At 75.2% G+C, this 23,981-nt stretch carries 20 protein-coding genes and 1 pseudogene; 10 read left to right on the forward strand and 11 right to left on the reverse strand.

Annotated elements, in window-relative coordinates:
- Positions 1–25 precede the first annotated feature (25 nt).
- A complete protein-coding gene (locus ACIPAE_RS24175; RefSeq protein ID WP_402447786.1) occupies positions 26–844 on the reverse strand; it encodes a maleylpyruvate isomerase family mycothiol-dependent enzyme in 819 nt (272 codons plus the stop codon).
- 184 nt (positions 845–1,028) lie between these two features.
- On the opposite strand from ACIPAE_RS24175, the gene ACIPAE_RS24180 reads away from it, so the two are divergent.
- Complete coding sequence (locus tag ACIPAE_RS24180; RefSeq protein WP_402447788.1) at positions 1,029–3,311, forward strand: DUF5107 domain-containing protein; 2,283 nt, start codon at positions 1,029–1,031, stop codon at positions 3,309–3,311.
- Positions 3,312–3,379: 68 nt separating this feature from the next.
- Here ACIPAE_RS24180 and ACIPAE_RS24185 read toward each other — a convergent pair whose 3' ends face one another.
- On the reverse strand, positions 3,380–4,369 hold the full coding sequence (locus tag ACIPAE_RS24185) for a ketopantoate reductase family protein (RefSeq protein ID WP_402447790.1): 990 nt from the start codon (positions 4,367–4,369) through the stop codon (positions 3,380–3,382).
- 149 nt (positions 4,370–4,518) lie between these two features.
- Positions 4,519–4,722, reverse strand: a pseudogene (locus ACIPAE_RS24190) (transcriptional regulator); the annotation flags it as partial.
- 4 nt (positions 4,723–4,726) lie between these two features.
- On the opposite strand from ACIPAE_RS24190, the gene ACIPAE_RS24195 reads away from it, so the two are divergent.
- The 3 genes from ACIPAE_RS24195 (at position 4,727) to ACIPAE_RS24205 (ending at position 6,668) form a co-directional block, all read left to right on the forward strand.
- Positions 4,727–4,894 (forward strand): hypothetical protein, encoded by a 168-nt coding sequence (locus tag ACIPAE_RS24195; RefSeq protein WP_402447792.1) that lies wholly within the window; start codon positions 4,727–4,729, stop codon positions 4,892–4,894.
- A gap of 153 nt (positions 4,895–5,047) precedes the next feature.
- Positions 5,048–6,115: an RNA ligase (ATP) gene (locus ACIPAE_RS24200; RefSeq protein ID WP_402447794.1), complete on the forward strand. Its 1,068-nt coding sequence runs from the start codon at positions 5,048–5,050 to the stop codon at positions 6,113–6,115.
- A gap of 124 nt (positions 6,116–6,239) precedes the next feature.
- Positions 6,240–6,668, forward strand: coding sequence for an SseB family protein (locus ACIPAE_RS24205; protein WP_329363431.1), 429 nt, complete (start codon positions 6,240–6,242; stop codon positions 6,666–6,668).
- 214 nt (positions 6,669–6,882) lie between these two features.
- On the opposite strand, the gene ACIPAE_RS24210 is transcribed toward ACIPAE_RS24205, so the two are convergent.
- Complete coding sequence (locus ACIPAE_RS24210; protein WP_402447797.1) at positions 6,883–8,346, reverse strand: phosphatase PAP2 family protein; 1,464 nt, start codon at positions 8,344–8,346, stop codon at positions 6,883–6,885.
- 266 nt (positions 8,347–8,612) lie between these two features.
- On the opposite strand from ACIPAE_RS24210, the gene ACIPAE_RS24215 reads away from it, so the two are divergent.
- The gene (locus tag ACIPAE_RS24215) at positions 8,613–9,824 is read left to right on the forward strand and encodes an aminotransferase class I/II-fold pyridoxal phosphate-dependent enzyme (protein ID WP_366410429.1); all 1,212 of its coding nucleotides are present in this window, start codon (positions 8,613–8,615) and stop codon (positions 9,822–9,824) included.
- A gap of 50 nt (positions 9,825–9,874) precedes the next feature.
- A complete protein-coding gene (locus ACIPAE_RS24220; RefSeq protein ID WP_402447799.1) occupies positions 9,875–11,026 on the forward strand; it encodes an MBL fold metallo-hydrolase in 1,152 nt (383 codons plus the stop codon).
- A 134-nt stretch (positions 11,027–11,160) separates the two neighbouring features.
- Here ACIPAE_RS24220 and ACIPAE_RS24225 read toward each other — a convergent pair whose 3' ends face one another.
- Both ACIPAE_RS24225 and ACIPAE_RS24230 read right to left on the reverse strand, forming a co-directional pair.
- On the reverse strand, positions 11,161–11,856 hold the full coding sequence (locus ACIPAE_RS24225; protein ID WP_329373770.1) for a DedA family protein: 696 nt from the start codon (positions 11,854–11,856) through the stop codon (positions 11,161–11,163).
- Complete coding sequence (locus ACIPAE_RS24230) at positions 11,856–12,656, reverse strand: MBL fold metallo-hydrolase (protein WP_402447801.1); 801 nt, start codon at positions 12,654–12,656, stop codon at positions 11,856–11,858. The genes ACIPAE_RS24225 and ACIPAE_RS24230 overlap by 1 nt, the downstream gene beginning before the upstream one ends.
- 220 nt (positions 12,657–12,876) lie before the next feature.
- Here ACIPAE_RS24230 and ACIPAE_RS24235 point away from each other — a divergent pair, with 220 nt between their 5' ends.
- Positions 12,877–15,051, forward strand: coding sequence for a phage holin family protein (locus tag ACIPAE_RS24235; protein WP_402447803.1), 2,175 nt, complete (start codon positions 12,877–12,879; stop codon positions 15,049–15,051).
- Positions 15,052–15,120: 69 nt separating this feature from the next.
- Here ACIPAE_RS24235 and ACIPAE_RS24240 read toward each other — a convergent pair whose 3' ends face one another.
- Positions 15,121–15,891, reverse strand: coding sequence for a glucose 1-dehydrogenase (locus tag ACIPAE_RS24240; RefSeq protein WP_329363420.1), 771 nt, complete (start codon positions 15,889–15,891; stop codon positions 15,121–15,123).
- 154 nt (positions 15,892–16,045) lie between these two features.
- Entirely contained in the window at positions 16,046–16,627 is a 582-nt protein-coding gene (locus ACIPAE_RS24245; protein WP_329363418.1) for a TetR family transcriptional regulator, read from the reverse strand.
- Between the two features lie 97 nt (positions 16,628–16,724).
- Here ACIPAE_RS24245 and ACIPAE_RS24250 point away from each other — a divergent pair, with 97 nt between their 5' ends.
- Positions 16,725–17,513, forward strand: a complete 789-nt coding sequence (locus tag ACIPAE_RS24250; protein WP_402447806.1) for a Clp protease N-terminal domain-containing protein — start codon at positions 16,725–16,727, stop codon at positions 17,511–17,513.
- A gap of 141 nt (positions 17,514–17,654) precedes the next feature.
- Here the strand turns inward: ACIPAE_RS24250 and ACIPAE_RS24255 are convergent, their stop codons facing one another.
- Positions 17,655–18,386, reverse strand: coding sequence for a class I SAM-dependent methyltransferase (locus ACIPAE_RS24255; protein ID WP_329363414.1), 732 nt, complete (start codon positions 18,384–18,386; stop codon positions 17,655–17,657).
- A 288-nt stretch (positions 18,387–18,674) separates the two neighbouring features.
- On the opposite strand from ACIPAE_RS24255, the gene ACIPAE_RS24260 reads away from it, so the two are divergent.
- Positions 18,675–19,337: an SLATT domain-containing protein gene (locus ACIPAE_RS24260; RefSeq protein WP_329363412.1), complete on the forward strand. Its 663-nt coding sequence runs from the start codon at positions 18,675–18,677 to the stop codon at positions 19,335–19,337.
- 140 nt (positions 19,338–19,477) lie between these two features.
- On the opposite strand, the gene ACIPAE_RS24265 is transcribed toward ACIPAE_RS24260, so the two are convergent.
- Both ACIPAE_RS24265 and ACIPAE_RS24270 read right to left on the reverse strand, forming a co-directional pair.
- On the reverse strand, positions 19,478–21,304 hold the full coding sequence (locus tag ACIPAE_RS24265; protein ID WP_402447808.1) for an AMP-dependent synthetase/ligase: 1,827 nt from the start codon (positions 21,302–21,304) through the stop codon (positions 19,478–19,480).
- A 336-nt stretch (positions 21,305–21,640) separates the two neighbouring features.
- A complete protein-coding gene (locus ACIPAE_RS24270) occupies positions 21,641–22,543 on the reverse strand; it encodes a LysR substrate-binding domain-containing protein (protein ID WP_402447810.1) in 903 nt (300 codons plus the stop codon).
- Positions 22,544–22,816: 273 nt separating this feature from the next.
- Here ACIPAE_RS24270 and ACIPAE_RS24275 point away from each other — a divergent pair, with 273 nt between their 5' ends.
- Positions 22,817–23,917, forward strand: coding sequence for a bile acid:sodium symporter family protein (locus ACIPAE_RS24275; protein WP_329373766.1), 1,101 nt, complete (start codon positions 22,817–22,819; stop codon positions 23,915–23,917).
- Positions 23,918–23,981 lie beyond the last annotated feature (64 nt).

Raw genomic sequence — 23,981 nt, forward strand, 5'->3', positions numbered from 1 at the left:
ACTCCTCAGTCAGGACGGTACGTGCTCAATCCAGCGGCGACCAGACCACCAATTGGCGGACCAGCTCCGCGTCGCCGCTCACCCGCAGGGTGCCGCCGTCGTACGGAACCCGCCGGTAGAGCGCCAGCAGCAACTCCTCGGCGGGGCCGGTGAGCGAGGCGCCCGGGGCGGGGCCGCCGCCCGGGGCGACGCGTATCGCGGACGCGCCGGTCGCGTCGAGGATCAGCGTCCAGGCCGGGCCCTCCTCGCAGACCAAGGCGACCCGGGCGGGGGCGTGCGGCCAGCCGTCCATGCTGCCGAAGCCGATGTGCAGGAACTCGTCGAGTGCGTCCACCGCCAGCGCCGGCGGCAGCGGTTCGGGGGCGCCCACCGCGTCCTGCGCGTCGCGGGCGTGCACCGCCGCCTCCTGCACCTGGTGGCGGGCGACGGCGCCCGCCGTCGCCGGACTGCCGGACGTCGACCACCATGTCCAGCACTCCAGGTCCGGGCCGGCCGCCCGCAGCGCGTCCAGCAGCAGCGCGGTCGAGCGGGCCGACCACGCCGTCAGCTCACCGGAAGGCGTCTCACCGGAAGGCGCCGCGTCTCCCACCGCGTCCGCGTCCGGGTCGGGCGGCCGGGAGGCCGGCCCGGCGGCGACGGCGGCCGCCCAGAAGCGCTGCACCTGCCCGAGGTGCGCCACCAGATCGCGCACCGTCCAGTCCGGGCAACCCGGCACCCGGGCCTGCCCGTCAGCGGTCCCGGCCGCCTTGCGCAGCGCGGCGGACCGGTCCTCCACCAGTTCCAGCCAGTCGGGGAAGCGCAGGGCCGGAAACGCCCCGGCGGGCGGGGTGCGGAATGACGTCATGGGCACCGTTCTAGCAGCGGGCGCCGACAGCGGTGGCGCAACGGGTCGGCGGACCGGGCGGACGGGACGTTTTACCTGGTTTCCATCAGTTTTGCCCAACCCTGTACGGTGCGGGCTCTGTTCAGCGGGCCGCGAAGCATGTTCCATGGTGATCACACGGCCGCCGTGCGGAAGGCGGCCGCCCGTGCCGGATGAGGTGGCCTTGGCCAGGACCGCGACGACCGATACGACCGCGACGACCGTGCGGCGCGCCACCGTGCGCATCCCCGCCGCGCCGCTGGGCCCGGAGAACCCGCTGCCCGCGCTCCACGAGCGCCTGGAGCAGCACCGCCTGGACCCGCACGAGCGCAAGGGCCTGCCCCCGGACATGGCCCGGCAGATCGGCTACGCCCCGCTGCGCACGGTGCTGCCGGTCCGCGTACTCGACGGCTACGGGCGGGACCGCGCGCCCGCCGAACTCGACGCCGTCGTCATCGAGAACGACCGGCTGCGCGCCACCGTGCTGCCCGGCCTCGGCGGCCGGCTCTACTCGCTGCTGCACAAGCCCACCGGCCGCGAACTGCTCTACCGCAACCCGGTGTTCCAGCCCGCGGACTTCGCGCTGGCCGGCGCCTGGTTCTCCGGCGGCGTCGAGTGGAACCTCGGCGCCACCGGCCACGCCGCCCACACCTGCGCGCCGCTGCACGCCGCCCGGCTCACTGCGCCCGACGGCGGGGAGATGCTGCGGCTGTGGGAGTGGGAGCGGCTGCGCGACCTGCCGTTCCAGGTCGACCTGTGGCTGCCGGCCGGCTCGGACTTCCTGTACGTCGGGGTCCGGGTCCGCAACCCGCACGACCGGACGGTGCCCGTGTACTGGTGGTCCAACACCGCCGTCCCCGAGACCGCCGACACCCGGGTGCTGGTACCCGCGGACGCCGCCTGGCAGTTCGACTACCACCGCACCCTCACCCATGTCGCGGTGCCGCGCATCCCGGACGGCCCCGGCGGCCCGGACGCGCAGGCCGACGCCGACGTCACCTACCCGACCCGGTTCGAGCACGCCGCCGACCACTTCTTCGACATCCAGGGCGACGACCGCCGCTGGATCGCCGCGCTCGACGGGCAGGGCCGCGGCCTGGTGCAGACCTCCACCGACGGGCTGCGCGGCCGCAAGCTGTTCCGCTGGGGCCGCGGTCGCGGCGGGCGGCGCTGGCAGGAGTGGCTCACCGAGCCCGGCACCGGCGGCTACCTGGAGATCCAGGCCGGCCTGGCCCGTACCCAGCTCGAACACCTGCCGATGGCCGCCGAGTCGGAGCTGTGCTGGCTGGAGGCGTACGGCCCGCTCGACGCCGACCCCGCACTGGTGCACGGCGCCGACTGGGCCGCGGCCCGCGCGGAGGCCGCGGCGAGCCTGGAAGCGGCGCTGCCCCGGGCCGCCCTCGACGCGGCCCGCACCGCCTGGCTCACCCGGGCCGACGCCGACCCCGAGCCCGCGGACGTGCTCGCCGCCGGCTCCGGCTGGGGCGCGCTGGAAGTCGAGCGCGGCCGCTACCCGCTGCCGGGCACCCCCTTCCCGCCCGCGACCCTCGGCGCCGCCCAGAAGCCCTGGCTCGAACTGCTGCTGGCCGGCGTGTTCCCCCGCCCCACCCCCGCCTCCGCGCCCGGGCCCACCCTGGTCTCGCCCGAATGGCGCGAACTGCTGGAAGCCGCCGACACCTACCCCGGCAACGAGTGGTACCGCGACTACCACCTCGGCGTCGCGCAGTGGGCGGCCGGCGACCGGGCCCAGGCGGTGCGCAGTTGGGAGCGCTCGCTCGCCGCCCACTCCTCGCCGTGGGTGCTGCGCGCCCTGGCCGTCACCGACGCCGCCGCCGAGCGCACCGAACGGGCCGCGGAGCGGTACATCGCCGGGTACGAGGCGCTCGCGGACACCTTGATCGAGGCGCTCGCCGGCACCCCGGCCGATGCCCCCGCCGCCCCGGCGGACCCGTCCGCAGCCTCGCCAGCCGCCCAGGTGGACCCCCAACCCGCCGAACCCCCACGGCAGTCCGCCCGCACCGCGCTGCGCGCCTACGCCCTGGAGGCCGTCCCCGCGCTGCTCGCCGCCGGCCGAGCCGACGCCGCCGCGCGCATCCTCGACCGCCCCGTGCCCGACCCCGGCGGCGGCACCTCACCCCTCGACGGCGGGCGCGCGAGGCTGCTGCGGGCCCGTACCGCGCTCGCCCAGGGCGACCCGGTCAGGGCCCGCGCGCTGCTCGACGAGGGCGTGGTCGTCGACGACCTGGCCGAGGGCGACGAAGCGCTCAGCGACACCTGGTACGCCGTCGCCGAGGCCCTGCTCACCGACGGCGCCGAGACCGCGGGCGACGCGAAGCCGTACGACGGCACGTCGGACGACGCGCGCGCCCGGGCCCGCCGCGAGCACCCGCTGCCCGCCGCGTACGACTTCCGGATGCGCCCGCAGGAGCCGCCGTCGGCCCACACGTGAAGCGGTGAGGCGGTGAGACCGGTGAGGCGGTGAGATCGGTGAGGCGGTGAAGTGCGGCTGGGCGCGGGTCAGTTGCCCGCGCCCAGCAGCTCCGCGCGCTCCTCGGCCGTCAGCTCGCCGGGGGCGCGGCGCTCGCGGGCCGCGCGGTTCGCGGCGTGCCGCAGCGCCTCGTTGACCGGCGTCGGCACCCCGAACCGGCGGCCGAGCAGCACGATTTCGCCGTTGAGGTAGTCCGACTCGATCGACCCGGTGCCGCGCGCCAGGCTCTGCCAGGTCGAACTGTGCTTCGCCTGCGGGGACTCCACCCGGTCCCCGCGCATCCGCGCCTGCTGCTCGGCGCCGATGTACGGGATGCCGGCCGCGTCCAGCGCCGCCACGCCCTCGGCCCTTGCCCGCGCGGCCAGTTCGCGCCGCGCGTCCTCGTCGGGGCCGAGCACCGCGTCCGCGGCGTTCGCCAGGTTCCCCAGCAACTTGGCGTACTTCCAGGCCATCACGTCCTCGGTGACCGGTGCGGCGAAGCCCGCGGCCGTCAGATCGGCGGCGATCGCCCGCACGGTCGGGTCCGAACCCGACGGGTAGCGGCCCAGGTGGAGCATCCCGGTCAGCGGGGCGCCCAGCGCGCTCACCACGCCCGGTTCGAGGAAGGACGCCGGCAGCCATACGCACATCCCGTACACGTCGGCGAACCGGCGCAGCGCCAGACGCTCGTTCTCCACGCCGTTCTGCGCGCACACCACCGCGGGCCCGGTGCCCGCGCGGCCGCCCGTGCCGGTGCCGTAGCCGTACGCACCCCACGTGTCCAGGACGGCGGGGGTGTCCTGGGTCTTCACGCCGAGCACGAGCACGTCGTCGTCCCGCGCCGTCAGCTCCGCCGGACCCTCGACCGCCGGAATCCTCAACTGCTTTTCCTGGTCCGCAAGTTGGAGCCGCAGCCCGTGCTCGCGCAGCGCGTCCAGATGCGTCCCGCGGGCCACGAGCACGACCTCGTGGCCGCTGTCGAAGAGCCGTCCGCCGATGGCGCCGCCCACCGCGCCCGCGCCGATGATGATGTATCGCATGGTCGAACCCTCGTCGGCCGCCGCCCCGATGACAACTTCCGCCCCGCCGAAGCCCGGCGGACCCGTCACGGACCTGCCCCGGACCGGCCCCCCGGCCCTGCCCCGGCGTCCGGGGACCCGCGCCGATCCCGCCGCGGCCGAGCCCCCGCTCACAGGCCGTCCGTCGACACGCCCAGGTGCTCCTGCCACGCCCGGCGGCCGGTGGCGATCACGGCGAGCGCGCGGGACGTGCCGACCCGCGTGACCCATCCGGCGGTGAGCGCGTGGTCGCACAGGGCCGCGCCCACCGCGCCCGCCAGGTGGGAACGGCGCTCGGTCCAGTCCAGGCAGGCCCGCACCAGCGGCCGGCGCTCCGCCGTGCTCCACACGATCAGTTTCCAGGTCCCGGACTTCTACCGGAAGCAGGGGTGGCAACTGCTGGGGGAGGTCCCCTGCGACCCGCCGGGCACCAGCCGCGTCTTCCTGACCAAGGACCTCGCCGCGCCGGGCGGGAGCGGGGCCGGGCCGGCACCCCGGTCCGCCTGAATCCGTTGCCCCAGATTCGTTGCCCCCAAATCCGTTGGCCCCTAAAGCTGTTGGTCCCTAAAACCGTTGGCCTGTCGCCCCGGGCACGTCGCACAGTGGGGGCGCGGGCCGGGAAGGCGCCGCGGACACACGAACACCAAGGGGGGCACCACCATGTCCACGCTGCGCGTCACCGCCGAGCGGCTCACGATCCTCGACCACCCGAACGCGGACGCGCTGGAGTTGGCGCAGGTCGGGCTCTATCGCGCGGTGGTGGCCAAAGGGGCTTACCGCACCGGGGAGTTCGCGGTCTACATACCCGAGCAGTCCGTGCTGCCCGAGCCGCTGATCGCCGAACTCGGCCTGACCGGACGGCTGGCCGGGTCGCGGAAGGACCGGGTGCGGGCGGTACGGCTGCGCGGCGAGCTCTCCCAGGGCATCGTCTGCCGGCCGAGCGCGCTCGACGGTGTCGACCTGGAGCGGGCCGCCGCCGACGACGCGGACTTCAGCGAACTGCTCCAGATCGTCAAGTGGGTGCCCCCGGTGCCGATCTCGATGAGCGGTGACGTGGATGCCGCGCCCGACCTGCTGCCGTGGATCGACATCGAGAACCTCAAGCGCTACCCGGACATCTTCGCGCCCGGTGACCAGGTCACCGTCACCGAGAAGCTGCACGGCACCGCCTGCTGCCTCACCTACCACGCCGGTTCCGGCACCGTCGACGTCACGTCCAAGGGGCTGGGCGCCAGGCAGCTCGCGCTGAAGGAGTCCGACGGCAACCTCTACTGGCGCGCCGTGCACGGCTACGGCCTGCCCGCCGTGGCCGCCGCGCTCGCCGAGCGGCTGGGCGCGGACCGGGTCGGGATCTTCGGCGAGGTCTACGGCAAGGGCGTGCAGGACCTCGACTACGGCACGAACGCGGGCACCGGACTGCCCGGGTTCGCCGCGTTCGACGTGTGCGCGGACATCGCCGGGCAACTGCGCTGGTTCGACCCCGCCGACCTCCTCGACGGCGAACTGCCGCTCGTACCAAGGCTGTTCCACGGCCCGTTCGACCTGGACCGGGTGCTCGACCTCGCCGCGGGCGACGAGACGGTCTCCGGCCGCGAGCTGCACATCCGCGAGGGCGTGGTGATCCGTACCGCCGACGGGAAGTACAGCCCCGCCGTCGGCGGCCGGGCCATCGCCAAGGTGGTCGGTGACGCGTACCTGACCCGCAAGGGAGGCACCGAGTACGAGTGAGACGGGCGGCCGCCCGGGAGCGATTCCGGAAAACGGGCGGCATGCTCCGGCACTCGCTGGGTACGCGCCGGGTTCAGCCACTTGCAGACACCGAGCGCAGACGCGGCGAGAGGAAACCACGACGATGACCGACATCAATCCCAACGGTGCCCTGCCCCCTGCCCAGCGTGCCCTCCACGAGATCTCCCACGGCAGCGAGAACGTGATCGCGCTGAGCACCCTCGCCGTGAGCGAGGTGCTGCTGCCGGTGCCCGGCGCCGAGGAGCGCCCGCAGGAGCCCGACCCGACCGCCGCCGAGCCGCCGCGCGAGATCCAGCTCCCGGTCTACGAGCAGGAGGACGGCCGCCAGCTCGTCCCCGTGTTCACCTCGGAGACGCGGATGGCCGAGGCGCTGCCCGCCACCCGCCGCTACCGGCTGGTCCAGCTCGCGGTGCTCAGCGGAGCCTGGCCGTCGGACGACCTGATCTTGTCCATCGACACCGGCAACGAGGACGCGCTGAGCATCTCCGGCGAGGGGGTGCGGGCACTGGCCGGGCTGGTCGGCGGCAACTGACCACCCCGTCCACCCGGCCACGCGGCACGGTCGCGCGGCACGTTCCCCATGCGGCCCCGGCGGAGATCCGCCGGGGCCGCAACGTGCGGGTGCCGTACTTGCGCGTACGTACGTGTGCCGTACGTCCGTCCGTCCGGTTACGTGCGGGTCCCGTCCGCGTCGGTCGCGCCGAGCCGCTGAGCCGCCTGGCTGTCGGGCCGCCGGGCCGCCGGGCTCAGGCCCGGTACACGACCAGGCCGCCCGGCGCCTTGTCGAGCAGCATCTCGCCGGGAGCGGCCGCCACCTCCCCGTCGCACGCGAGGTGCACCCCCGCGCCCGGTACCCGCACCCGCAGCCTCGGCACGGCCGCCGTGGTGTAGACCGGCGACGAGGTGAGCGCCCCGGTCAGGGCGGCGCCCAGCATCCGGGTCCTGGCGAACGGCCCGCCGTCCACCATCCGCACGTCCAGCAGCCCGTCGGCCAGGTCACGCCGCCGCACCGGCGCCGGCCCCCAGCTGGAATAGCGGCAGTTTCCCGCGAAGAGCAGCCACACCGAGCGCGGCCGCCCGTTCACCACCACGTCGACCGGCTCGCAGGTGCGCAGCACGTGCACCGCCGCCAGTACGCTCGCCGGCCAGCTCCCCACCCGCCGCGACCAGCGCTCCCGCACCCGGACCAGGTCCGGGTAGGCGCCGATGCTGAAAGTGTTCAGAAACGGCGCCGCCCCGCCGGTCTCGTCGCCCACCCCGGTACTGCGGGCCACGTCCACCCGCGACGCCTGGCCCGCCGCCACGGCCGCCGCGGTCAGCTCGACCGACAGCAACCCGAGGTCCGCGGCGAAGTGGTTGCGGGTGCCACCGGGGAAGACCGCGAGCGGCAGACGGTGCCGCAGCGCGACCGCGGCCGCCTCCCGTACGGTGCCGTCGCCGCCGCACACCCCCAGCGCGCCGCCCTCCCGCGCCGCCGACCTCGCCGCCCGCTCCAGCAGCTCGCCCAGGTCGTCGTCCTCCGTGCACTCCGCGACCGCCGCCTCCGGCAGGGCCGCGGCGATCCGCTCGGCCGGCGTGCTCAGCAGCGGCGGCGGGCCCGACGCGGTGTTCGCCACCACGTGCAGACCGCGCCCGTCGGGCAGCCGGGGTGCCCGCGCCGGCGGGCCCGATTGCGGGCGGCGCTGGACCGGGAGCAGCGCCCGGACCGCCAGCGCCGCGCCGGCGCCCAGCGCGGCACCCACCACCACGTCGCTCGGGTAGTGCACACCGGTGTAGACCCGGGAGAACGCCACGCTCGCCGCCACCGGCGCCACCGCCGCGCCCCACGCGCCCGACTGCGCGGCCACCCCCGCGGCGAACGCGGCGGCGGAGGCGGCGTGGCCGGACGGGAACGACGTCGTGACCGGCTGCCGCTGCAACTGCCTGATCACCGGCACCGCGTCCAGCAGCGGACGCGCCCTGCGCACCGCGCCCTTCCCCAGCGTGTTCACCGTCAACGAGGCCAGCGCCAGCGACCCCACGCCTCGCAGTGCGGCCTTGCGGCCGTTCGGGCCGCCCACCGCCGCCATCCCCGCGGCGATCCCGAACCACAACCGCCCGTGGTTCGCGATCCGGCTCAGCCGCGGCAGCACGGGCTCCGCGCCCGGCCAGTTCCGCCCGGCCACCGCCGTGAACAGCGCCCGATCCCATTCCTTCCACGGATACGTCATGGGGCACAGCTACCCCCGCTCCCACCGCACGCACCTGTCGAAACGGTCACGGCGAGCCGTGCGGGCGGGGCGCCGTGCAAGGAGAGCCGTACTGAAGCCTGGGCACCCTCGCGCCAGGACGGTGCGGTTCCCGCGTGGCCGTAAGAACGGTTCCCGCGTGGCCGGCGCGCCCCGCCGGGCAGCCGTACCCCCGCTCGACGGGCGGGGGGTGGGGAAACGGGGGAAAGTGGGGGCTAGTGGGCTGTCTTCGCACCTGGAGGTGCGCAATGCCGTGGGCGTTCGAGGTGAGGCCCGACCCGGGGTTGCCGGTGCCCGGGTACTGGGGTGCGCGGATGGCGGGTGCGGGGGGCGGGACCGAGCCGGCCGGGGGCGGGCGGGAGCTGCTGGAGGCCGCGGACGGGTACTGGTCGAGGAGGGCGCTGCCCGGGGGCGCGGCCCATGTGCTGGCCGCGCCGGGGGCCGAGCAGCTGCTGCTCGCGGTGCTGACGGCGAGCGAGGGGGACCCGGTGCTGGCCCGCCCGGCCGCGGCGTGGCAGCACCCGGTGGTGCGGATACTCGGCCGCAGGGTGCATACGGTGCCGACCCCCGCGGAGGGCGGCGGCGTACCCGATCCGGTCGCGCTGCTGGAGACGGTACGGCGGGCCCGGGCGCAGGGCGCTGACCCGCGGCTGCTGGTGCTGTCGGCCGCGGACGACCCGAGCGGCACCGTCTCCGCGCCCGAGCTGCTGCACGAGACATGCGAGGCCGCGGCGGAGGCGGGCCTGCTGATCGTGTCCGACGAGACGTACTCCGACACGCTGCACCACCGTGAGACGGTCCTGCTCAGCCCGGCCGAGATGCTGCCCGAGCACACGGTGGTGCTCACCGACCTGGGCGCGACCCTGGTGCCCGCCGGGGTGCCGGCCGCGCTGGCCCGCTTCCCCGACACCGTGCACGGCACGTCGTGGCGGCAGCGCGCCGCCGATGTGCTGGCCGCCCTGCGCGCGGTGCTGCCCGCGCCCGTCGCCGCCGCGACCGCGTACGTGCTGGGCGAGCCGCCGGAGGTCGCCGAGCGCAGCGCCGCCGCGAACCGGGTGCACGCGAGGACGGCGGCGGCCGCGTACCGGGCGATCACCGAGGCCGGGGCGTCCTGCCGGCCACCGCAGGCGGGCTTCCAGCTCTACCCGACCGCCGGGCCGTCCGGACCGCACGCGGCGCGGCAGGCCGAGGAGCGGCTCGGTGCCGTGCTCGGCCGTCACGTGCCCGGGGGCCATCGCTTCGGCGACGACCCGGAGGAGCCGCGGGTGCGGATCGCCACCGGTGCGCTGCTGGGCACGACCGAGGCCGAGAGGCAGGCCGCGCTGAGCGCCGCCGACCCGGTCGCGGTGCCGCACGTCGCGGCCGGGCTGGCCGCGCTGACCGCCGCGTTCACGGCGCTGACCGGCATGGGGGCGGTCAGCGGTTCGGCCGACACCGGATCGCGGGGGACAGGGGTCTGACTTACGTTCGTGGAGACGTTCCGGCCTGGCGGGGGAGCGAGGGAGCCCAGATGAGCGACCAGCGCGCGCACTCCCTGGCCGCGCCCGGAGCCACGGACCCCGCAGCCGCCGACGGAGCGACGGACCCCGCCGCCACGGACCCCGCTGCCACGGAATCCGCAGCCACGGCGGATGCCCGGCCCGGTGGTCCCCGCGCCGCCGCCGGCCGCGGGCTCGACGCGCCCCGCACCACCGACGTGCCCGATCCGTCCGCCGGGCCCCGGCGCTGGCCGGCCAGCTTCGTGGACCGGCTCTCCGACCCGCTGCCGATGCCCGGGGTGCGCGACATCGCCCGGCTGGTCCGCGAGTGCGCGGTACGCCCGCCCGCGCACACCCTCAAGGACCTGCCGCTGCTGCCGGTCGCGCCCGAGCCGCTGCCCGCCGCCGGGCCCGGCACGGTGAGCGTGACCTGGGCCGGACACGCGAGCTGGGTGGTCAGGATCGGCGGGCTGACGGTGCTCACCGACCCGGTCTGGTCCCGCCGCATCCCCGGCACGCCCCGCCGGGTCACCCCGGTCGGCGTGCCCTGGCGGACCCTCCCGCCGATCGACGCGGTGGTCATCAGCCACAACCACTACGACCACCTCGACGCGCCCACGGTCAAACGGCTGCCGCGCACCACGCCCTGCTACGTGCCGGCCGGGCTCGGCGAGTGGTTCCGGCGCCGCGGCTTCACCCGGGTGGCCGAACTGGACTGGTGGGAGGGCACGTGGCTGCGCGGGGTGCGGTTCGACTTCGTGCCCGCGCACCACTGGAGCCGCCGCAGCCTCACCGACACCTGCCGGACGCTGTGGGGCGGGTGGGTGCTCACCGACAGCGCCGGGCACCGCGTCTACTTCGCCGGGGACACCGGCTACGGCGCCTACTTCGCCGAGATCGCCCGGGTACACCCCGGCATCGACCTCGCGCTGCTCCCCATTGGCGCGTACACGCCCCGCTGGATGCTGCGGCCGGTGCACACCGACCCCGAGGAGGCGGTGCAGGCGTATCTCGACCTCGGCGCGGCCGCGATGGCGCCGATGCACTGGGCGACGTTCCTGCTCTCCGGCGAGCCGCCGCTGGAACCGCTCATCCGGCTGCGCGCGGCGTGGAGGGCCGCGGGGTTGCCGCGTGACGCGCTGTGGGACCTGCCGATCGGCGCGTCACGGGTGCTGGTGGCGTGAGCGCGCACCGCACCCGGTAAGGACCGCGTACCAGGGCGACCACCCCTTACCGGCCACTCCCTCTTACCGGCGCCCGGAACACCCCGGAGCCCCCGAACACCCCGGAGCCCCCGAACGCCCCGCACCCCCCGCCGTCACGGCGCCGTACGCGGCTGCTCCGGCCCGTCCCCGTGTGCTCCGCGTTCCCCGCGGGCCTGCCGCACCTTCCGCACCCGCCCGCTGATCGCGGGCCCCACCGCGATCACGAGGGTCAGCGCCACCGCCAGCGCCACCCCCTGCCACGGCTTGTCGAAGAGCGACCCGCCGAGTATCCCGATGAGCTGGTACGCCGCCGCCCACGCCAGGCACGCGGGAACGTCGCCGCGTACGAAGCGCCGCATCGGCATCTCCGCCAGAAGGCACGCCACCATCACCGGGATGCGGCCGGCCGGCACCAGCCGGGACAGCACCAGCACCGCCGCCCCGTGCCGGTCCAGTTGCCGCTCCGCCCGCTCCAACGTGCCCTGCTCCGAACGCTCCTGGAGCCGGTGCAGCCAGCGCGAGCCGTTCCGCGAGCGCACCCCGCGCAGCCCCAGCCAGTACAGCGCCACGTCGCCGATGAACGCCGCCACCGACGCCACCGCGAAGACGAAGGCCAGCGCGACCGGCTCGGTCTGGTGGAACGCGACCACCGCCGCCCCGGACACCAGCGCGCCGGTCGGTATCACCGGCACCAGCGAGCCGAGCACCACCAGGAAGAACAGCGACGGATAGCCGATCGCCGACTGGGTGCCCTGCGACGCCGCCGGGTGCGTGGCGGAGTGCGCCGCCGCCGCGGCCAGGAAGCCGATCACCCGCCGCTCCCCTTTCCGGCCCGGCCCACGTCGGTGACCCGCACGCTGTGCCCGTGCGCCGGGCGGTGCACCGCCACGCCCGGGGCCAGTTCGGCGGCGAACCGTTCGAACTCCCGGCCCGGCGTGTGGAACTCGTGCGGCCGGACCCCCTCCATCCCGATCGGCCAGTACGTGCCGTAGTGCACCGGCACCGCCGCCTTGGGCGCCAGTTCGGCCAGCGCCCGCGCCGCCCGCTCGGCGTTGAGGTGCCCGGGCCCCAGGAAGGGACCCCAACCCCCCACCGGCAGCAGCGCGATGTCGCACGGCCCGACCGCCTCGGCCATCCCGTCGAAGAGCCCGGTGTCCCCGGCGAAGTACGTCCGCGCCTCGCCCGCCAGTACGTACCCGAGCGGCGCGGCCCGCTGCGGCCCGTACGGCAGCCGCCGCCCGTCGTGCGCGGCCGGCACCGCCCGCACCGCCAGCTCGCCGAACTCCACCACGTCCCCCGCGGCGACCTCGACCAGCCGCAGCCGGTCCCGTACCCGCCGCAGCGCCGGTACCGCGTCCTGCGCGCCGCGCGGCAGCAGCACGGTGGTGCCCGGCGCGAGCCGCGCCAGCGAACCGACGTGCAGATGATCGGCGTGCAGGTGCGAGACCAGCACCACGTCCGCCCGGGCGGCCTGCGGGGTGGGCAGCGCGCCGCGCCGCCTGCGCAGGTGCGCCAACCGCCGTACGAACAGCGGGTCGGTGAGCACCCGTACGCCCGAGTCCTGCACGGTCACCGTGGCGTGCCCCCACCACGTGATCTCCACCACCACGCCGCCACGCCCTTCCCGGCCACTCCTGACGACCGCCCGATCCGGCCGGTCGGACCCGGCGGGTCCGGCTGCTCGCGCCGCCGTTCGGCCGCCGACCTTGAGCGTATGCCCTGTTCCGCCGCCGATCACCCGTCGGACCTGAGCAGACCTGCGGATATGGCAGTCTGGAGAGGTGCCTCAGCCGGGAGAGAGTCGGAGACGGGCCGCGAGGCGCAGCGCCGTGCGGACCGTCGGCCGCGTTCTCGCGGTGTGGGTGGTCGCCTCCGCGACGCTCGCCGTACTGGCCGCGGTGCTGCCCGACTTCCGGCTGGAGTCGCCCGGCGGGGACAGTCCCACCCAGATCGCGGTCACCGCGGGGCTCGGGGCGGGCGCGTTCGGCGTGCTCAGCGCGCTGGTGTGGCCGCTGCTGGTCCGCGCGCTGCTGCTGGTGCCCGCGCTGGTGCTGGGCGCGCTGGTCTTCTTCCTCAACGGCTCGTTGCTGCTGGTCGCCTTGAGCCTGACCCCGCACGGCCGCGGCGAGGTCACACCGGCCACCGCCGTGGTGATCGCCGCCGTCATGTCCGCCGCGTCCTCGACGACCAGCACCGCGCTCGCCGTACGCGACGACGCCGCCTACGGGCGCCGGCTGGCCCGGCTGGCCGGCCGCGGGCGTCGGCACGCCGGCGACCCGCCGCTGCCCACCACCCCGGGCACCGTCTTCCTCCAACTCGACGGCGTCGGCCACGACGTGCTGCGCGACGCGCTCACCTCCACCCCGCCCGCGATGCCCACCGTCGCCTCCTGGCTCGGCGGCACCCACCGGCTCGCCCCCTGGCGTACGGACTGGAGCAGCCAGACCGGCGCCAGCCAGCTCGCGATCCTGCACGGCAGCAACCACGACGTCCCCGCCTTCCGCTGGTACGAGAAGGAGACCGGGCAGGTGATGGTCTGCAACCGCCCTTCCAGCGCCGCGGAGTTGGAGCGGCGGGCGGTGCGGCGCACCGGCTGCGGCGGGCTGCTCGCCGACGACGGGGCCAGCCGCGGCAACCTCTTCACCGGCGGCGCCGAGCAGTCCGCGCTGGTGATGTCGGTGGCGGCGCAGCGGGCGAAGTTCACCCGGTCCCGGTCCGGTTACTTCGCCTACTTCTCCGACCCGGCGAACGCCGTGCGCACCGCCTGGTCGTTCGCCGCCGAAGTCGGCCGGGAGATAGGCGAGTCCACCGCGGCCCGGCTGCGGCGCGACCGGCCGCGGATCAAGCGCGGCGGCCTCTACCCGCTGCTGCGGGCGTTCGCGACGGTCGTCGAGCGCGACGTGGCGGTCGCGGCCGTCATCGGCGACATGCTCGCCGGGCGCACCGCGGTCTACGCCGACCTGGTCGCCTACGACGAGGTCGCCCACCACTCCGGGCCGCGCAGCCGCGACGCCCGCAAGGTGCTGGCCCGGCTCGACCGCTCGGTCCGGCTGATCGCCGACTCCTCCCGCTACGCCCCGCGCCCGTACCGGATCGTGCTGCTCTCCGATCACGGCCAGAGCGCGGGGGAGACCTTCGAGGGTGCGTACGGAACGGGCCTGCGCGCGCTGGTACGCACCGGGTGCGGCCTCGTGGACAGCGCCGCGGCGGGTGGGCGGCGCGGCGCGCGGCGGGGCGGCGGCGCGGAGGCGCGTACGGCGGCGCGGACCGCGCTGCGGCGCCCGGAGCGCGGCAGGCGGGCGGAGGAGGCGGAGTGCGACGGGCCGCCGTCCGAGCCGGTGGTGCTCGCCTCGGGGAACCTCGGACTGGTCGCCTTCCCCGACATCGCCGGCCGGGCCACGCTGGAGGAGCTGGAGCGGCGCTGCCCCGACCTGCTGCCGACGCTCACCGGGCACCCCGGGATCGGCTTCGTCCTGGTGCGCAGCGCCGCGCGCGGCCCGGTCGTCCTCGGCCGTGACGGCTCGCACGAGCTGGCCACCGGGCGGGTGACCGGGACCGACCCGCTGGCGCCGTTCGGGCCGGGTGCCGCCGCGGCCGTGCTGCGCGCGGACGCCTTCCCGCACACCGCCGACCTGATGGTCAACTCCGCGTGCGACCAGCGGAAGGGCACGGTGCACGCCTTCGAGGAGCAGGCCGGCTCGCACGGCGGCCTCGGCGGCCCGCAGACCCACCCGTTCCTGCTCCACCCGGTCGAACTTCCGCTGCCCGCGGGGCCGTTGGTCGGCGCGGAAGCCCTGCACCACCTCTTCCACGACTGGCTCGCCGCCGCGCCGGACGCCCCGGGGCTGCCTGCCCAGGCCGCCCAGGCCGCCCCGCCCGCGCGTTCCCCGGGGACCGGGGGAGCGCCGCCGGTCCCCGCGCCGGTGCCCGGCCAGGCCGCCGCCTGCCGCCCCGCCGACCCGGTCGGCGGCCGGATGATCGAGGCCAACGGCGGCAACGGGTAGGCCCGGGCCGGGCGGCGCCCACCGCCAGGAGCGGGCCGCGCGGTTCCCTGGCCGCGCGGCATCCGCCGGCTACGCCGTCGCGGCTCCGTCCAGCACCAGGTCGGCGCCGACGGTGGACGCCGCCGCGGGGGAGGCCAGGTGCAGCACGGCGGCGGCGATCTCCTCGGGGGAGGACGCGCGGCCGAGCGGCAGCTCGTCGCGCAGTCGGGCCGCCTTCTGCTCGGGCGTCTCGCCGGGCCGGCTGGACATCGGGGTGTCCACGGGCCCGGGGCTGACCGCGTTGATCCGTACGCCGTCGCGGATGTGGTCCAGCGCCGCGGTCCTGGTGAGCACGCTCACCGCGGCCTTGCTCGCGGCGTAGGCGCCAAGGCCGGGCGCGCGGCGGTGCGCCCCGATGTTCGAGGCGATGTTGACCACGGCGCCGCCGCCGTGCTCCCGCATGTGGGCGATCTCGTACTTCATCGACAGCCAGATCCCGGTGAGGTTCGTGTCCAGCGCGTGGTGCCACTGCTCCTCGGTGATGTCCGCGACGGCCGCGGGCGGCGGGAAGACCCCGACGTTGTTGACCGCGACGTCGAGCCCGCCGAAGCGCCGCACGGTGCCGGCGACCAGCGCGCTCACCTCCGCCGCGCTGGTGACGTCCGCGGTGAGGGCGGCCGCCTCGCCGCCGTCGGCCTCGATGAGCGCGACGGTCTCCTTCAGGGTGCGCTCGGTGCGGCCCGCGACGGCCACCCGGGCGCCGTGGCGGGCGAAGGCGCGTGCGACGGCCCGGCCGATTCCGGTGCCGCCACCGGTGACCAGCACCGCCCGGCCGTCGAAGATCCTGGACTCCCCGGTCATGACGGGTCCCTCCCACATGGTTTCTTGGCTGGAACGATCGTTCTCGAAAAGGCCCGCAAGGGCTCTCAGTGAGGGCTCGAAGCAAGGGTGTGGACCAAGGGTCCGGAAGTGGTGCGCGGCGGGCCCGGGCCGGTACGATCCGGCGCCCGGCCGCTCAGTCCAGCAGGGTGAGCGCCTGGGCCGCCGCGTCCCGTGCCCGCTCCGCGTCGCCCCCGGCCTTGCCCACCACGCGGATGCCCTGGAGGAGCACCAGCAGCATCCGGGCCAGCCCGCGCGGGTCGCGTCCGGCCGCCAACTCGCCGTCAGCGCGCGCCCGTAGCAGCGCGGAGGTCAGGGCCGTCTCCAGCGCGTCCCAGCTCACCTCCACCCGTCGCGCGGCCGCCGTGTCGTGGGGCGCGAGCTCCACCGCGGTGTTGGTGACGAAGCAGCCGCGCCGCAGGTCGTCGCCGGCGGCCTGCTCGGCGAAGTCGGTGACGAGGGCGCGCACGGCGGGCAGCGCGGGGCCGGGCCGGGAGAGCGCTTCGAGCACCTGGTCGTCGCGGGCGCGCTGGTAGCGGGCGAGCGCGGCCAGGTACAGGTCGTGCTTGCTGCCGAACGTGCCGTAGATGCTCGCCCGCGCGATGCCGAGCGCCTCGACCAGGTCGGCCATGGAGGTGGCCTCGTAGCCGCGCCGCCAGAACAGGTCCAGGGCGCGGTCGAGTACGGCGTCCGGGTCGAATTCCTTGGTCCTCGCCATGACAACGACCCTAGTGTCATCGAGAACGATCGGTCAATAAAGACTCAATCGTCAACCCGTGGTTGACGATCGTGGATCGTCAACCTATGGTTGACGCATGACTGGACAGCAGCCCGTACGACTCGACGACCTCATCGACTACGTCAAGCAGCAGCACCCCGGCGCCGATCCACTCCAGGACCTGGAGCACGCCGTGGGCGTCGCCGGGCACCTCGGCGACGTCGCGGACCACCTGATCGGCCACTTCGTGGACCAGGCCCGCCGCGCGGGCGCGTCGTGGACCGACATCGGCCAGCACATGGGCGTCAGCAAGCAGGCCGCGCAGAAGCGGTTCGTGCCCAAGGCCCCGGCGGACCTGGAGTTCCTGGGCGCCGAGGCGCCCTTCTCCCGCTTCACCCCGCGGGCCCGCAAGGCCGTCGCGGACGCCGAGAAGGAGGCCCGCATGGCCAGGCACTCATCGGTCGAACCCGAACACCTCGTGCTCGGGCTGCTCGACCAGGCCGACACCCTCGCCGTCCGCACGTTCGCCGAACTCGGCACCACCCCGGCGGCGATCCGCGGCGCGGTCGCCACTCCGGGTACCGAAGAACAGCCGCTCATGGGCCATGTCCCGGTGGGCGCGGCCACCAAGCGCACGCTGCAACTGGTGCTGCGCGAGGCGCTGCGGCTCGGCCACAACTACATCGGCACCGAGCACATCCTGCTCGGCGTGCTCAGCGACGAACAGGCCCCCTCCGCACGGGCGTTGACCGCGCTCGGGGTCAGCCACGAAGCAGCCGAGCGATGGCTGCTGGCGGAACTCGCCAGGATCGTCGAGGCGAACCAGGCGGCGGAGGCGTCGGCCGGCGGGGCGCCCGACGCCGAGGACGGCGAGTCGTCGCACTGACCGGCGCGCGGGAGACACTCCACCGGGCCGGCGCGGAGGAGACGTTCCACCGGGCCGGCGCAGAGGAGACGCGCGAGCGGGCCGGGGCAGAAGGGGACGCGGAAGGGGGAGCGGGAGGGGCCGGCTCGAACGGCCCCCGGCTCACTCCTCCTTGCGCAGCGCCAGCAGCCGGTACACCGGGTCGGCGCGCGGCACTTCGGGGTCCGGCAGCAGCGACAGCCGCCGGACCAGCGCCCCGGACTGCTCCGGGTCCAGGGCGAGCGTCGACGCGAAGCCGCCGCGCGCCACCTTCCCCGCGGCCCGCGCGGGGGACATCCCCTGGCCGTGCCCGGTGAAGCGGGCCTCGCCCGAGCGGCGCAACCCGTGCTCGGCGCCCACCGTCTGCACCCGCAGCGCCGTGTCGTGGGCGGGGGTGATCCGGAAGGGCGCCAGGAGCCGGCTGACGTCGCTGTCCATGTCGTGCCCCGCGTCCTTGTCGACGGTGGCCACGAACACCCCGCCAGGCCGCAGCACCCGCGCGCACTCGGCGACCACCGCGGCCGCGTCCGGCAGCAGGTGCAGCAGCCACACCGCGCTCACCGCGTCCAGACAGCCGTCGGCGAACGGCAGTCTGCGGCAGTCGCCCAACACCAGTCCGCTGCACAGCCGTTCGGCCGCGAGCCGGGTCATCCCCGTCGACGCGTCCACCCCGAACACCCGCAGCCCCGGCCGCAGCAACCGCTCGGTCACCAGCCCGGTGCCGCACCCCACGTCCAGCATGGTGCGGGCCCGCTCCGGGACCAGGGCGAGCACCGCCCGGGCCGCCGAGCCCGCACGTGGGACGCCCCCGCGGGTGGCGTCGTAGCGCGCCGCCTCCACGTCGTAGTCCAGCATGTCGACGAATCTACGGGCACCGGATGAACGGCGGTCCACCCCGCGTCTTGCGCTCCGGTTACAAACCGGGCGCTGTGCAACGGGCGTGTGTGCTGGGGTGCGTGGGTCGGACGGCCCCCTCGGTGCCCCCCTGCCGTCGCGCCCACGCCATCGTGCTCACGCCGCCGCGCCGCCTTCGTCCCGCTCCTCCCGCACGCTTCCTTCGTCCCGCCTGCGCCCGGGCGCTGCGGGCCGGTACCCTCACGGCCGGGACCCGCACGGGGGTGCGGCGGGAGGGGAGCGGTGACCATGGCGGGCACGGAAGGTGGCGTGGCGGCCGGACCGCGCGGGTGGGGCCGCCGGGACCTGGTGCTGCGGCCGTTTCCCGCCGTCGCGGCCGACACCCCGGCCGCCCAGCGCCGGGCCCTCGCCGACCTGCGCGCATGGGCGGAGCAGGGCGCCGAGGACGCCATCGACTGGTACCTGCGCGACAAGCGGAGCAAGCGGACCGCGTCGCGGCTGCTCCAGGGCCTGGCGATCGTCTTCGCGGTGGCCGGCACCGCGATCCCGCTCGGCGCCGCCGCCACCGGCTCCCCCGGCCAGGGCTGGGGATACGTCCTGCTCGCGGCCGCGGCCGGCTGCAAGGGCTTCGACCACTTCTTCGGGCTGTCCGCGAGCTGGATGCGGGACATCACCGTCGCGCACGCGCTGCGCTTCGAACTCGGCGAGGTCCGGCTGGAGTGGGCCGCCGACGTGCTGAGGGCCGGGCCCACCGCCCCCGCCTCGCCGGACACGCCGGTCGAACCCGCCGAGGTCGAGCGGCAGTTGGCCCTGATCGTACGGCTCACCGCGGCCGTGCGCGGGCAGGTCGAGCACGAGACGTCCACCTGGCAGGCCGAGTTCAGCGCCGCCACCCGTCAACTCCACGAGCAGGGCGGGTTGCCCGGCCAGGACCGCGCGCCGGGTGCCTGAATCGCGTGACGCGTGACGCGTGACGCGTGACGCGTGACGGGTGACGGGTGACGGGTGACGCGCGGCGCCGGTAGCCGTACCCGTATCCGTGCGGAACTCCCGCTGCCGGCGGGCTGGTTCGTATACCGGCCGGCAGGCCGTCAACCCCGGTACAGCGCTTCGATCTCCGTCGCGTACGCCGTCTCGATCGCCCGCCGCTTCAGTTTCATCGACGGCGTCAGGGTGCCGCGCTCCTCGGAGAACTGCCCGCCCAGGATGCGGAAGGTGCGGATCGACTCGGCCTGTGAGACAAGGGTGTTGGCCGCGACCACGGCCCGCCGGATCTCCGCTTCCAGGTCCGGGTCGCGCACCAGCCGGCCGAGCGGCATCAGCGGCTTGCCGCGCATCTGCAGCCAGTGCTCGACCGCTTCGGGGTCGATGGTCACCAACGCGGCGACGTAGGGGCGGTTGTTGCCGACCGCCACGCACTGGGCGACCAGCGGATGGGCACGCACCCGGTCCTCCAGCGGGGTCGGCGACACGCTCTTGCCGCCGCTGGTGACCAGGATCTCCTTCTTCCGGCCGGTGATGGTCAGATAGCCGTCCTCGTCGAGGGAGCCGATGTCGCCGGTGGCCAGCCAGCCGTCCCGCAGCACCTCGGCGGTGCCCTTCTCGTCGTTCAGGTAGCCCGCGAAGACCTGCCCGCCGCCGAGCCAGATCTCGCCGTCGTCGGCGATCAGCACGGTGGTGCCGGGCACGGGCAGCCCGACCGTGCCGAACCGGGTCTGCTCGGGCGGGTTCGCGGTGGCCGCGGCGGTGGTCTCGGTCAGTCCGTAGCCCTCGAAGATGGTCACCCCGGCGCCGGCGAAGAAGAGGCCGAGCTGCCGTTCCATCGCCGAGCCGCCGGAGATGCCGTGCCGCACCCGGCCGCCGAGGGCGGCGCGGACCTTGCTGTAGACCAGCTTGTCGTAGAGCTGGTGCTGCATGCGCAGGCCCGCGCTGGGGCCCGGGCCGGTGCCGAACGCCTTGGCCTCCGCGGCCTCCGCGTACCGCACCGCGATGTCGACGGCCTTCTCGAACGGCCCGAGCCGCCCGCTCGCCTCGGCCTTGCGGCGGGCGCCCTGGAAGACCTTCTCGAAGACGTACGGCACCGCGAGCACGAACGTCGGCCGGAAGGCGGCCAGGTCCGGGATGAGGTCGGCGGCGGCCATGCTCGGCTGGTGCCCGAGCTTGACCCGGTGCCTGATGCAGCCGACCTCCACCATGCGCCCGAAGACGTGGGCGAGCGGCAGGAACAGCAGGGTGGACGGCTCCTCGCCCGGCTTGCTGGCGAAGACCGGCTCCCAGCGGGCCACCACGTTGTCGGTCTCGGCCATGAAGTTGGCGTGTGTGATCACGCAGCCTTTGGGACGGCCGACCGTCCCCGAGGTGTAGATGATCGTGGCGACCGCGTCCGGGGTGACCGCGAGCCGGTGCCGCTCCACCACCTCGTCGCCCAAGTGACGTCCGGCCTGGCTCAGTTCGGCCACGCAGTCGGTGTCGAGCTGCCACAGCCTGGTCAGTTGGGGCAGTTCGTCGACGGCGGCGCCGATCGTCATCGCGTGGTCGGCGTGCTCCACGATCGCCGCGACGGCCTCCGAGTCGTGCAGCATCCAGCGCACCTGCTCGGAGGAGGAGGTCGGGTACACCGGGACCGGCTGGGCGCCGATCGACCACAGCGCGAAGTCGAAGAGGGTCCACTCGTAGCGGGTCCTGGACATGATCGCGACGCGGTCGCCGAACCGTATGCCCTCCGCGAGCAGCCCCTTGGCCACCGCGCGCACCTCGTCGCGGAACTCGGCGGCCGTCACGTCCCGCCATCCGCCCTGTCCGTCCGCGCGCCCGAGCACCACCTGGTCCGGGTGGTCCTGGCCGTTGCCGTAGACGGCATCGGCCAGCCCTCCCGCCTGTGGTGTCGTGACCAGTGGGGGGACAGTGAACTGACGCAACTGGTGTTCTCCTAGGGGGCCTCTGCGAGCCCGTAAGCTACCCGATCCCCGCCACCCGCGGGAGAGGTGAGCGAGTACCCACTCCGCCGGCGTTCATGCAGTTCATCCGCCTGTTACCGGACGTAGTAGGGCCGCTGGGCCAGGAATGGCCCGATCACGGCGATGACACACGGTACGGATCTCCACCAAATCTGCCCGGATCGACCACGGTCGCTCCACCCGCGGGTCGCCGGGGCGCGGCCTGGCCAGCGTTTTCACGTCACTGGCGGGTGTCCGCCCGCGCCTGTGCCGTTGCCGGTGCTCGTGCCCGCGCTCGTGCCCGCGCCCGTGCCCGGATCAGGGCAGCGGGCGGTGGAGGGTGTCGCCGGCCGCGAGCAGCGCCTGGGACAGCGCGGCGGCCGCCTCCTGGGCGGTGGTCCGCGGGTGGTCGCTGCGGGGCGCGCGGCCGTGCAGCAGGACGAAGTCCACGCCGCCCAGTTCCGGCAGTCCGGCGGTACGCGGCGGCAGTCGCACCAGCCCGGCGGGCACCAGCGACTGGGCATGGGCCATCACGCCCAGACCGGCCCGGGCGGCCGCGACCAGGCCGCTCAGGGAGGCACTGGTGCAGGCGACCCGCCAGGCGCGGCCGTGCCGTTCCAGCACTTCCAGCGCGCGGGCGCGGGTGATGCCGGGCGGCGGGAACGCGATCAGCGGCACCGGCCGGTGCGGGTCGAGCCGCAGCCGCTCGCTGCCGATCCACACCAGGGTGTCCTGGAAGACCAGTTGCCCCGGGCCGCCGGGACCCGGCCGCTTGGCGAGGCACAGGTCCAGCTGCCCCGCGTCGAGCATCCGGTGCAGGATGCCGGACAGTTCGACGGTCAGCTCCAGGTCCACTTCGGGATGCTCGTGACGGAAGGCGGCCAGGATCTCCGGCAGCCGGGTCAGCACGAAGTCCTCGGAGACCCCGAACCGCAGCCGCCCGCGCAGCCGGGTGCCGGTGAAGAAGCCGGCCGCCCGCTCGTTGGCCGCCAGGATGGTGCGGGCGAAGCCGAGCATCGCCTCGCCGTCCTCCGTGAGGTCCACGCCGTGCGTGTCCCGGTGGAACAGCCGGCAGCCCGCGGCCTCCTCCAGCCGCCGCACGTGCTGGCTGACGGTGGACTGCCGCAGGTCGAGCCGCTTGGCGGCCTGCGTGAAGCTCAGCGTCTGGGCGACGGCCAGGAACGTACGCAGTTGCACCGGTTCGAACACGGCAGCCAGCATAGCCGCTCATCGCGATTCGTGATGACAGTCAGAGCGGTGAGCGGGGTTCCCGATCACCGGACGAACCGGCAGGCTGGGATCGTGCCCACCCCTCTCGAGAGCGACGACGCCGTGCCCGCCGATGCCGCGCCGGGACGTACCACTGATCCCGTGCCCGGTGGTCCCGGGCCGACCGGTTCCGCGTCCGCCGCTGCCGCTGCCGCTGCGGCCCCCGGTTCGGCGTCCGCCGGTTCCGGTGGGACCGGGGTCGGCGGACCCACCCGCGGGCGGCCGATGGGCGCCGTCGGCAGGCTCCTCAAGCGGCTGCCCGTCGACCCGTACATCGCCGCGCTGCTCTGCACCGTCCTGCTCGCCGCGCTGCTGCCGGCCACCGGGAGCGGGGCCCACGTGGCGAGCGGTGCCTCCGACGCCGCCGTCGGGCTGCTCTTCTTCCTCTACGGCAGCCGGCTGTCCACCGGGGAGGCGCTGGCCGGACTGCGGCACTGGCGGCTGCACCTGACCGTGCTCGCCGCGACGTTCGTGATGTTCCCGCTGCTCGGGCTGGCCGCCCACGGCCTGGTCCCGTACGTCATCTCGCCGAAGCTCTACCCAGGCTTCCTGTTCCTGTGCGTGCTGCCGTCCACCATCCAGTCCTCGATCGCCTTCACCTCGATCGCCCGCGGCAACGTGGCCGCCGCGATCTGCGCCGGCTCCTTCTCCAGCCTCGCCGGGATCGTGCTCACCCCGCTGCTGGCCGCCCTGCTGGTCGGGGGCAGCGCCGGCATCAGCGGGCACGCCGTCACCGGCATCGCGCTCCAGTTGCTCGCGCCCTTCCTCGCCGGGCAGTTGCTGCGCCGCTGGACCGCGCCGCTGCTCGCGCGGTACCGCAAGGTGCTCGGGTACGTCGACCGCGGCTCGATCCTGCTCGTCGTCTACACCGCGTTCAGCGAGGGCATGGCGGAGGGGATCTGGCACCAGGTGGCCGTGCCGCGGCTGCTGGAACTCGTCGTGGCCGAGGCCGCGCTGCTCGCCCTGATGCTGTCGGCCACCGCCTACGGCGCCCGCGCGCTCGGCTTCGGCCGCGCCGACCGGATCACCATCGTGTTCGCCGGCTCCAAGAAGAGCCTGGCCTCGGGGCTGCCGATGGCCTCGGTGCTGTTCGGCGCGGGGGCCGGGCTCGCGGTGCTGCCGCTGATGCTCTTCCACCAGATGCAGCTCATGGTGTGCGCGGTGATCGCAAAACGGTGGGCGCGGCAGGGGGAGCCGCGGCTAGGGTTGCCCGATGATCGAGGAGACACCGAACTCCGCCCAGGGCCCGAACTCCCGGCAGGACCCGGACTCCCGTCCGGCTCCGGGCTCCCCTCGGCCCCCGGACTCCCCGCGGGAAACGGGTAGTTCGCCGTCGGCCGCGGAGCGCCCCGACCCGCGCGGTGACCTGCGTCCGCCGGAGGCGCACGCC

It is taken from the genome of Streptomyces sp. NPDC087270 (assembly GCF_044744625.1).
Taxonomy (GTDB): domain Bacteria; phylum Actinomycetota; class Actinomycetes; order Streptomycetales; family Streptomycetaceae; genus Actinacidiphila.

Coding starts and splice junctions, on each gene's coding strand:
- ACIPAE_RS24175 (WP_402447786.1), bottom strand. CDS start 844: ATGACGTCATTCCGCACCCCGCCCGCCGGGGCGTTTCCGGCCCTGCGC.
- ACIPAE_RS24185 (WP_402447790.1), bottom strand. CDS start 4,369: ATGCGATACATCATCATCGGCGCGGGCGCGGTGGGCGGCGCCATCGGC.
- ACIPAE_RS24200 (WP_402447794.1), top strand. CDS start 5,048: ATGTCCACGCTGCGCGTCACCGCCGAGCGGCTCACGATCCTCGACCAC.
- ACIPAE_RS24205 (WP_329363431.1), top strand. CDS start 6,240: ATGACCGACATCAATCCCAACGGTGCCCTGCCCCCTGCCCAGCGTGCC.
- ACIPAE_RS24210 (WP_402447797.1), bottom strand. CDS start 8,346: ATGACGTATCCGTGGAAGGAATGGGATCGGGCGCTGTTCACGGCGGTG.
- ACIPAE_RS24215 (WP_366410429.1), top strand. CDS start 8,613: ATGCCGTGGGCGTTCGAGGTGAGGCCCGACCCGGGGTTGCCGGTGCCC.
- ACIPAE_RS24220 (WP_402447799.1), top strand. CDS start 9,875: ATGAGCGACCAGCGCGCGCACTCCCTGGCCGCGCCCGGAGCCACGGAC.
- ACIPAE_RS24240 (WP_329363420.1), bottom strand. CDS start 15,891: ATGACCGGGGAGTCCAGGATCTTCGACGGCCGGGCGGTGCTGGTCACC.
- ACIPAE_RS24245 (WP_329363418.1), bottom strand. CDS start 16,627: ATGGCGAGGACCAAGGAATTCGACCCGGACGCCGTACTCGACCGCGCC.
- ACIPAE_RS24250 (WP_402447806.1), top strand. CDS start 16,725: ATGACTGGACAGCAGCCCGTACGACTCGACGACCTCATCGACTACGTC.
- ACIPAE_RS24255 (WP_329363414.1), bottom strand. CDS start 18,386: ATGCTGGACTACGACGTGGAGGCGGCGCGCTACGACGCCACCCGCGGG.
- ACIPAE_RS24260 (WP_329363412.1), top strand. CDS start 18,675: ATGGCGGGCACGGAAGGTGGCGTGGCGGCCGGACCGCGCGGGTGGGGC.
- ACIPAE_RS24270 (WP_402447810.1), bottom strand. CDS start 22,543: ATGCTGGCTGCCGTGTTCGAACCGGTGCAACTGCGTACGTTCCTGGCC.
- ACIPAE_RS24275 (WP_329373766.1), top strand. CDS start 22,817: ATGGGCGCCGTCGGCAGGCTCCTCAAGCGGCTGCCCGTCGACCCGTAC.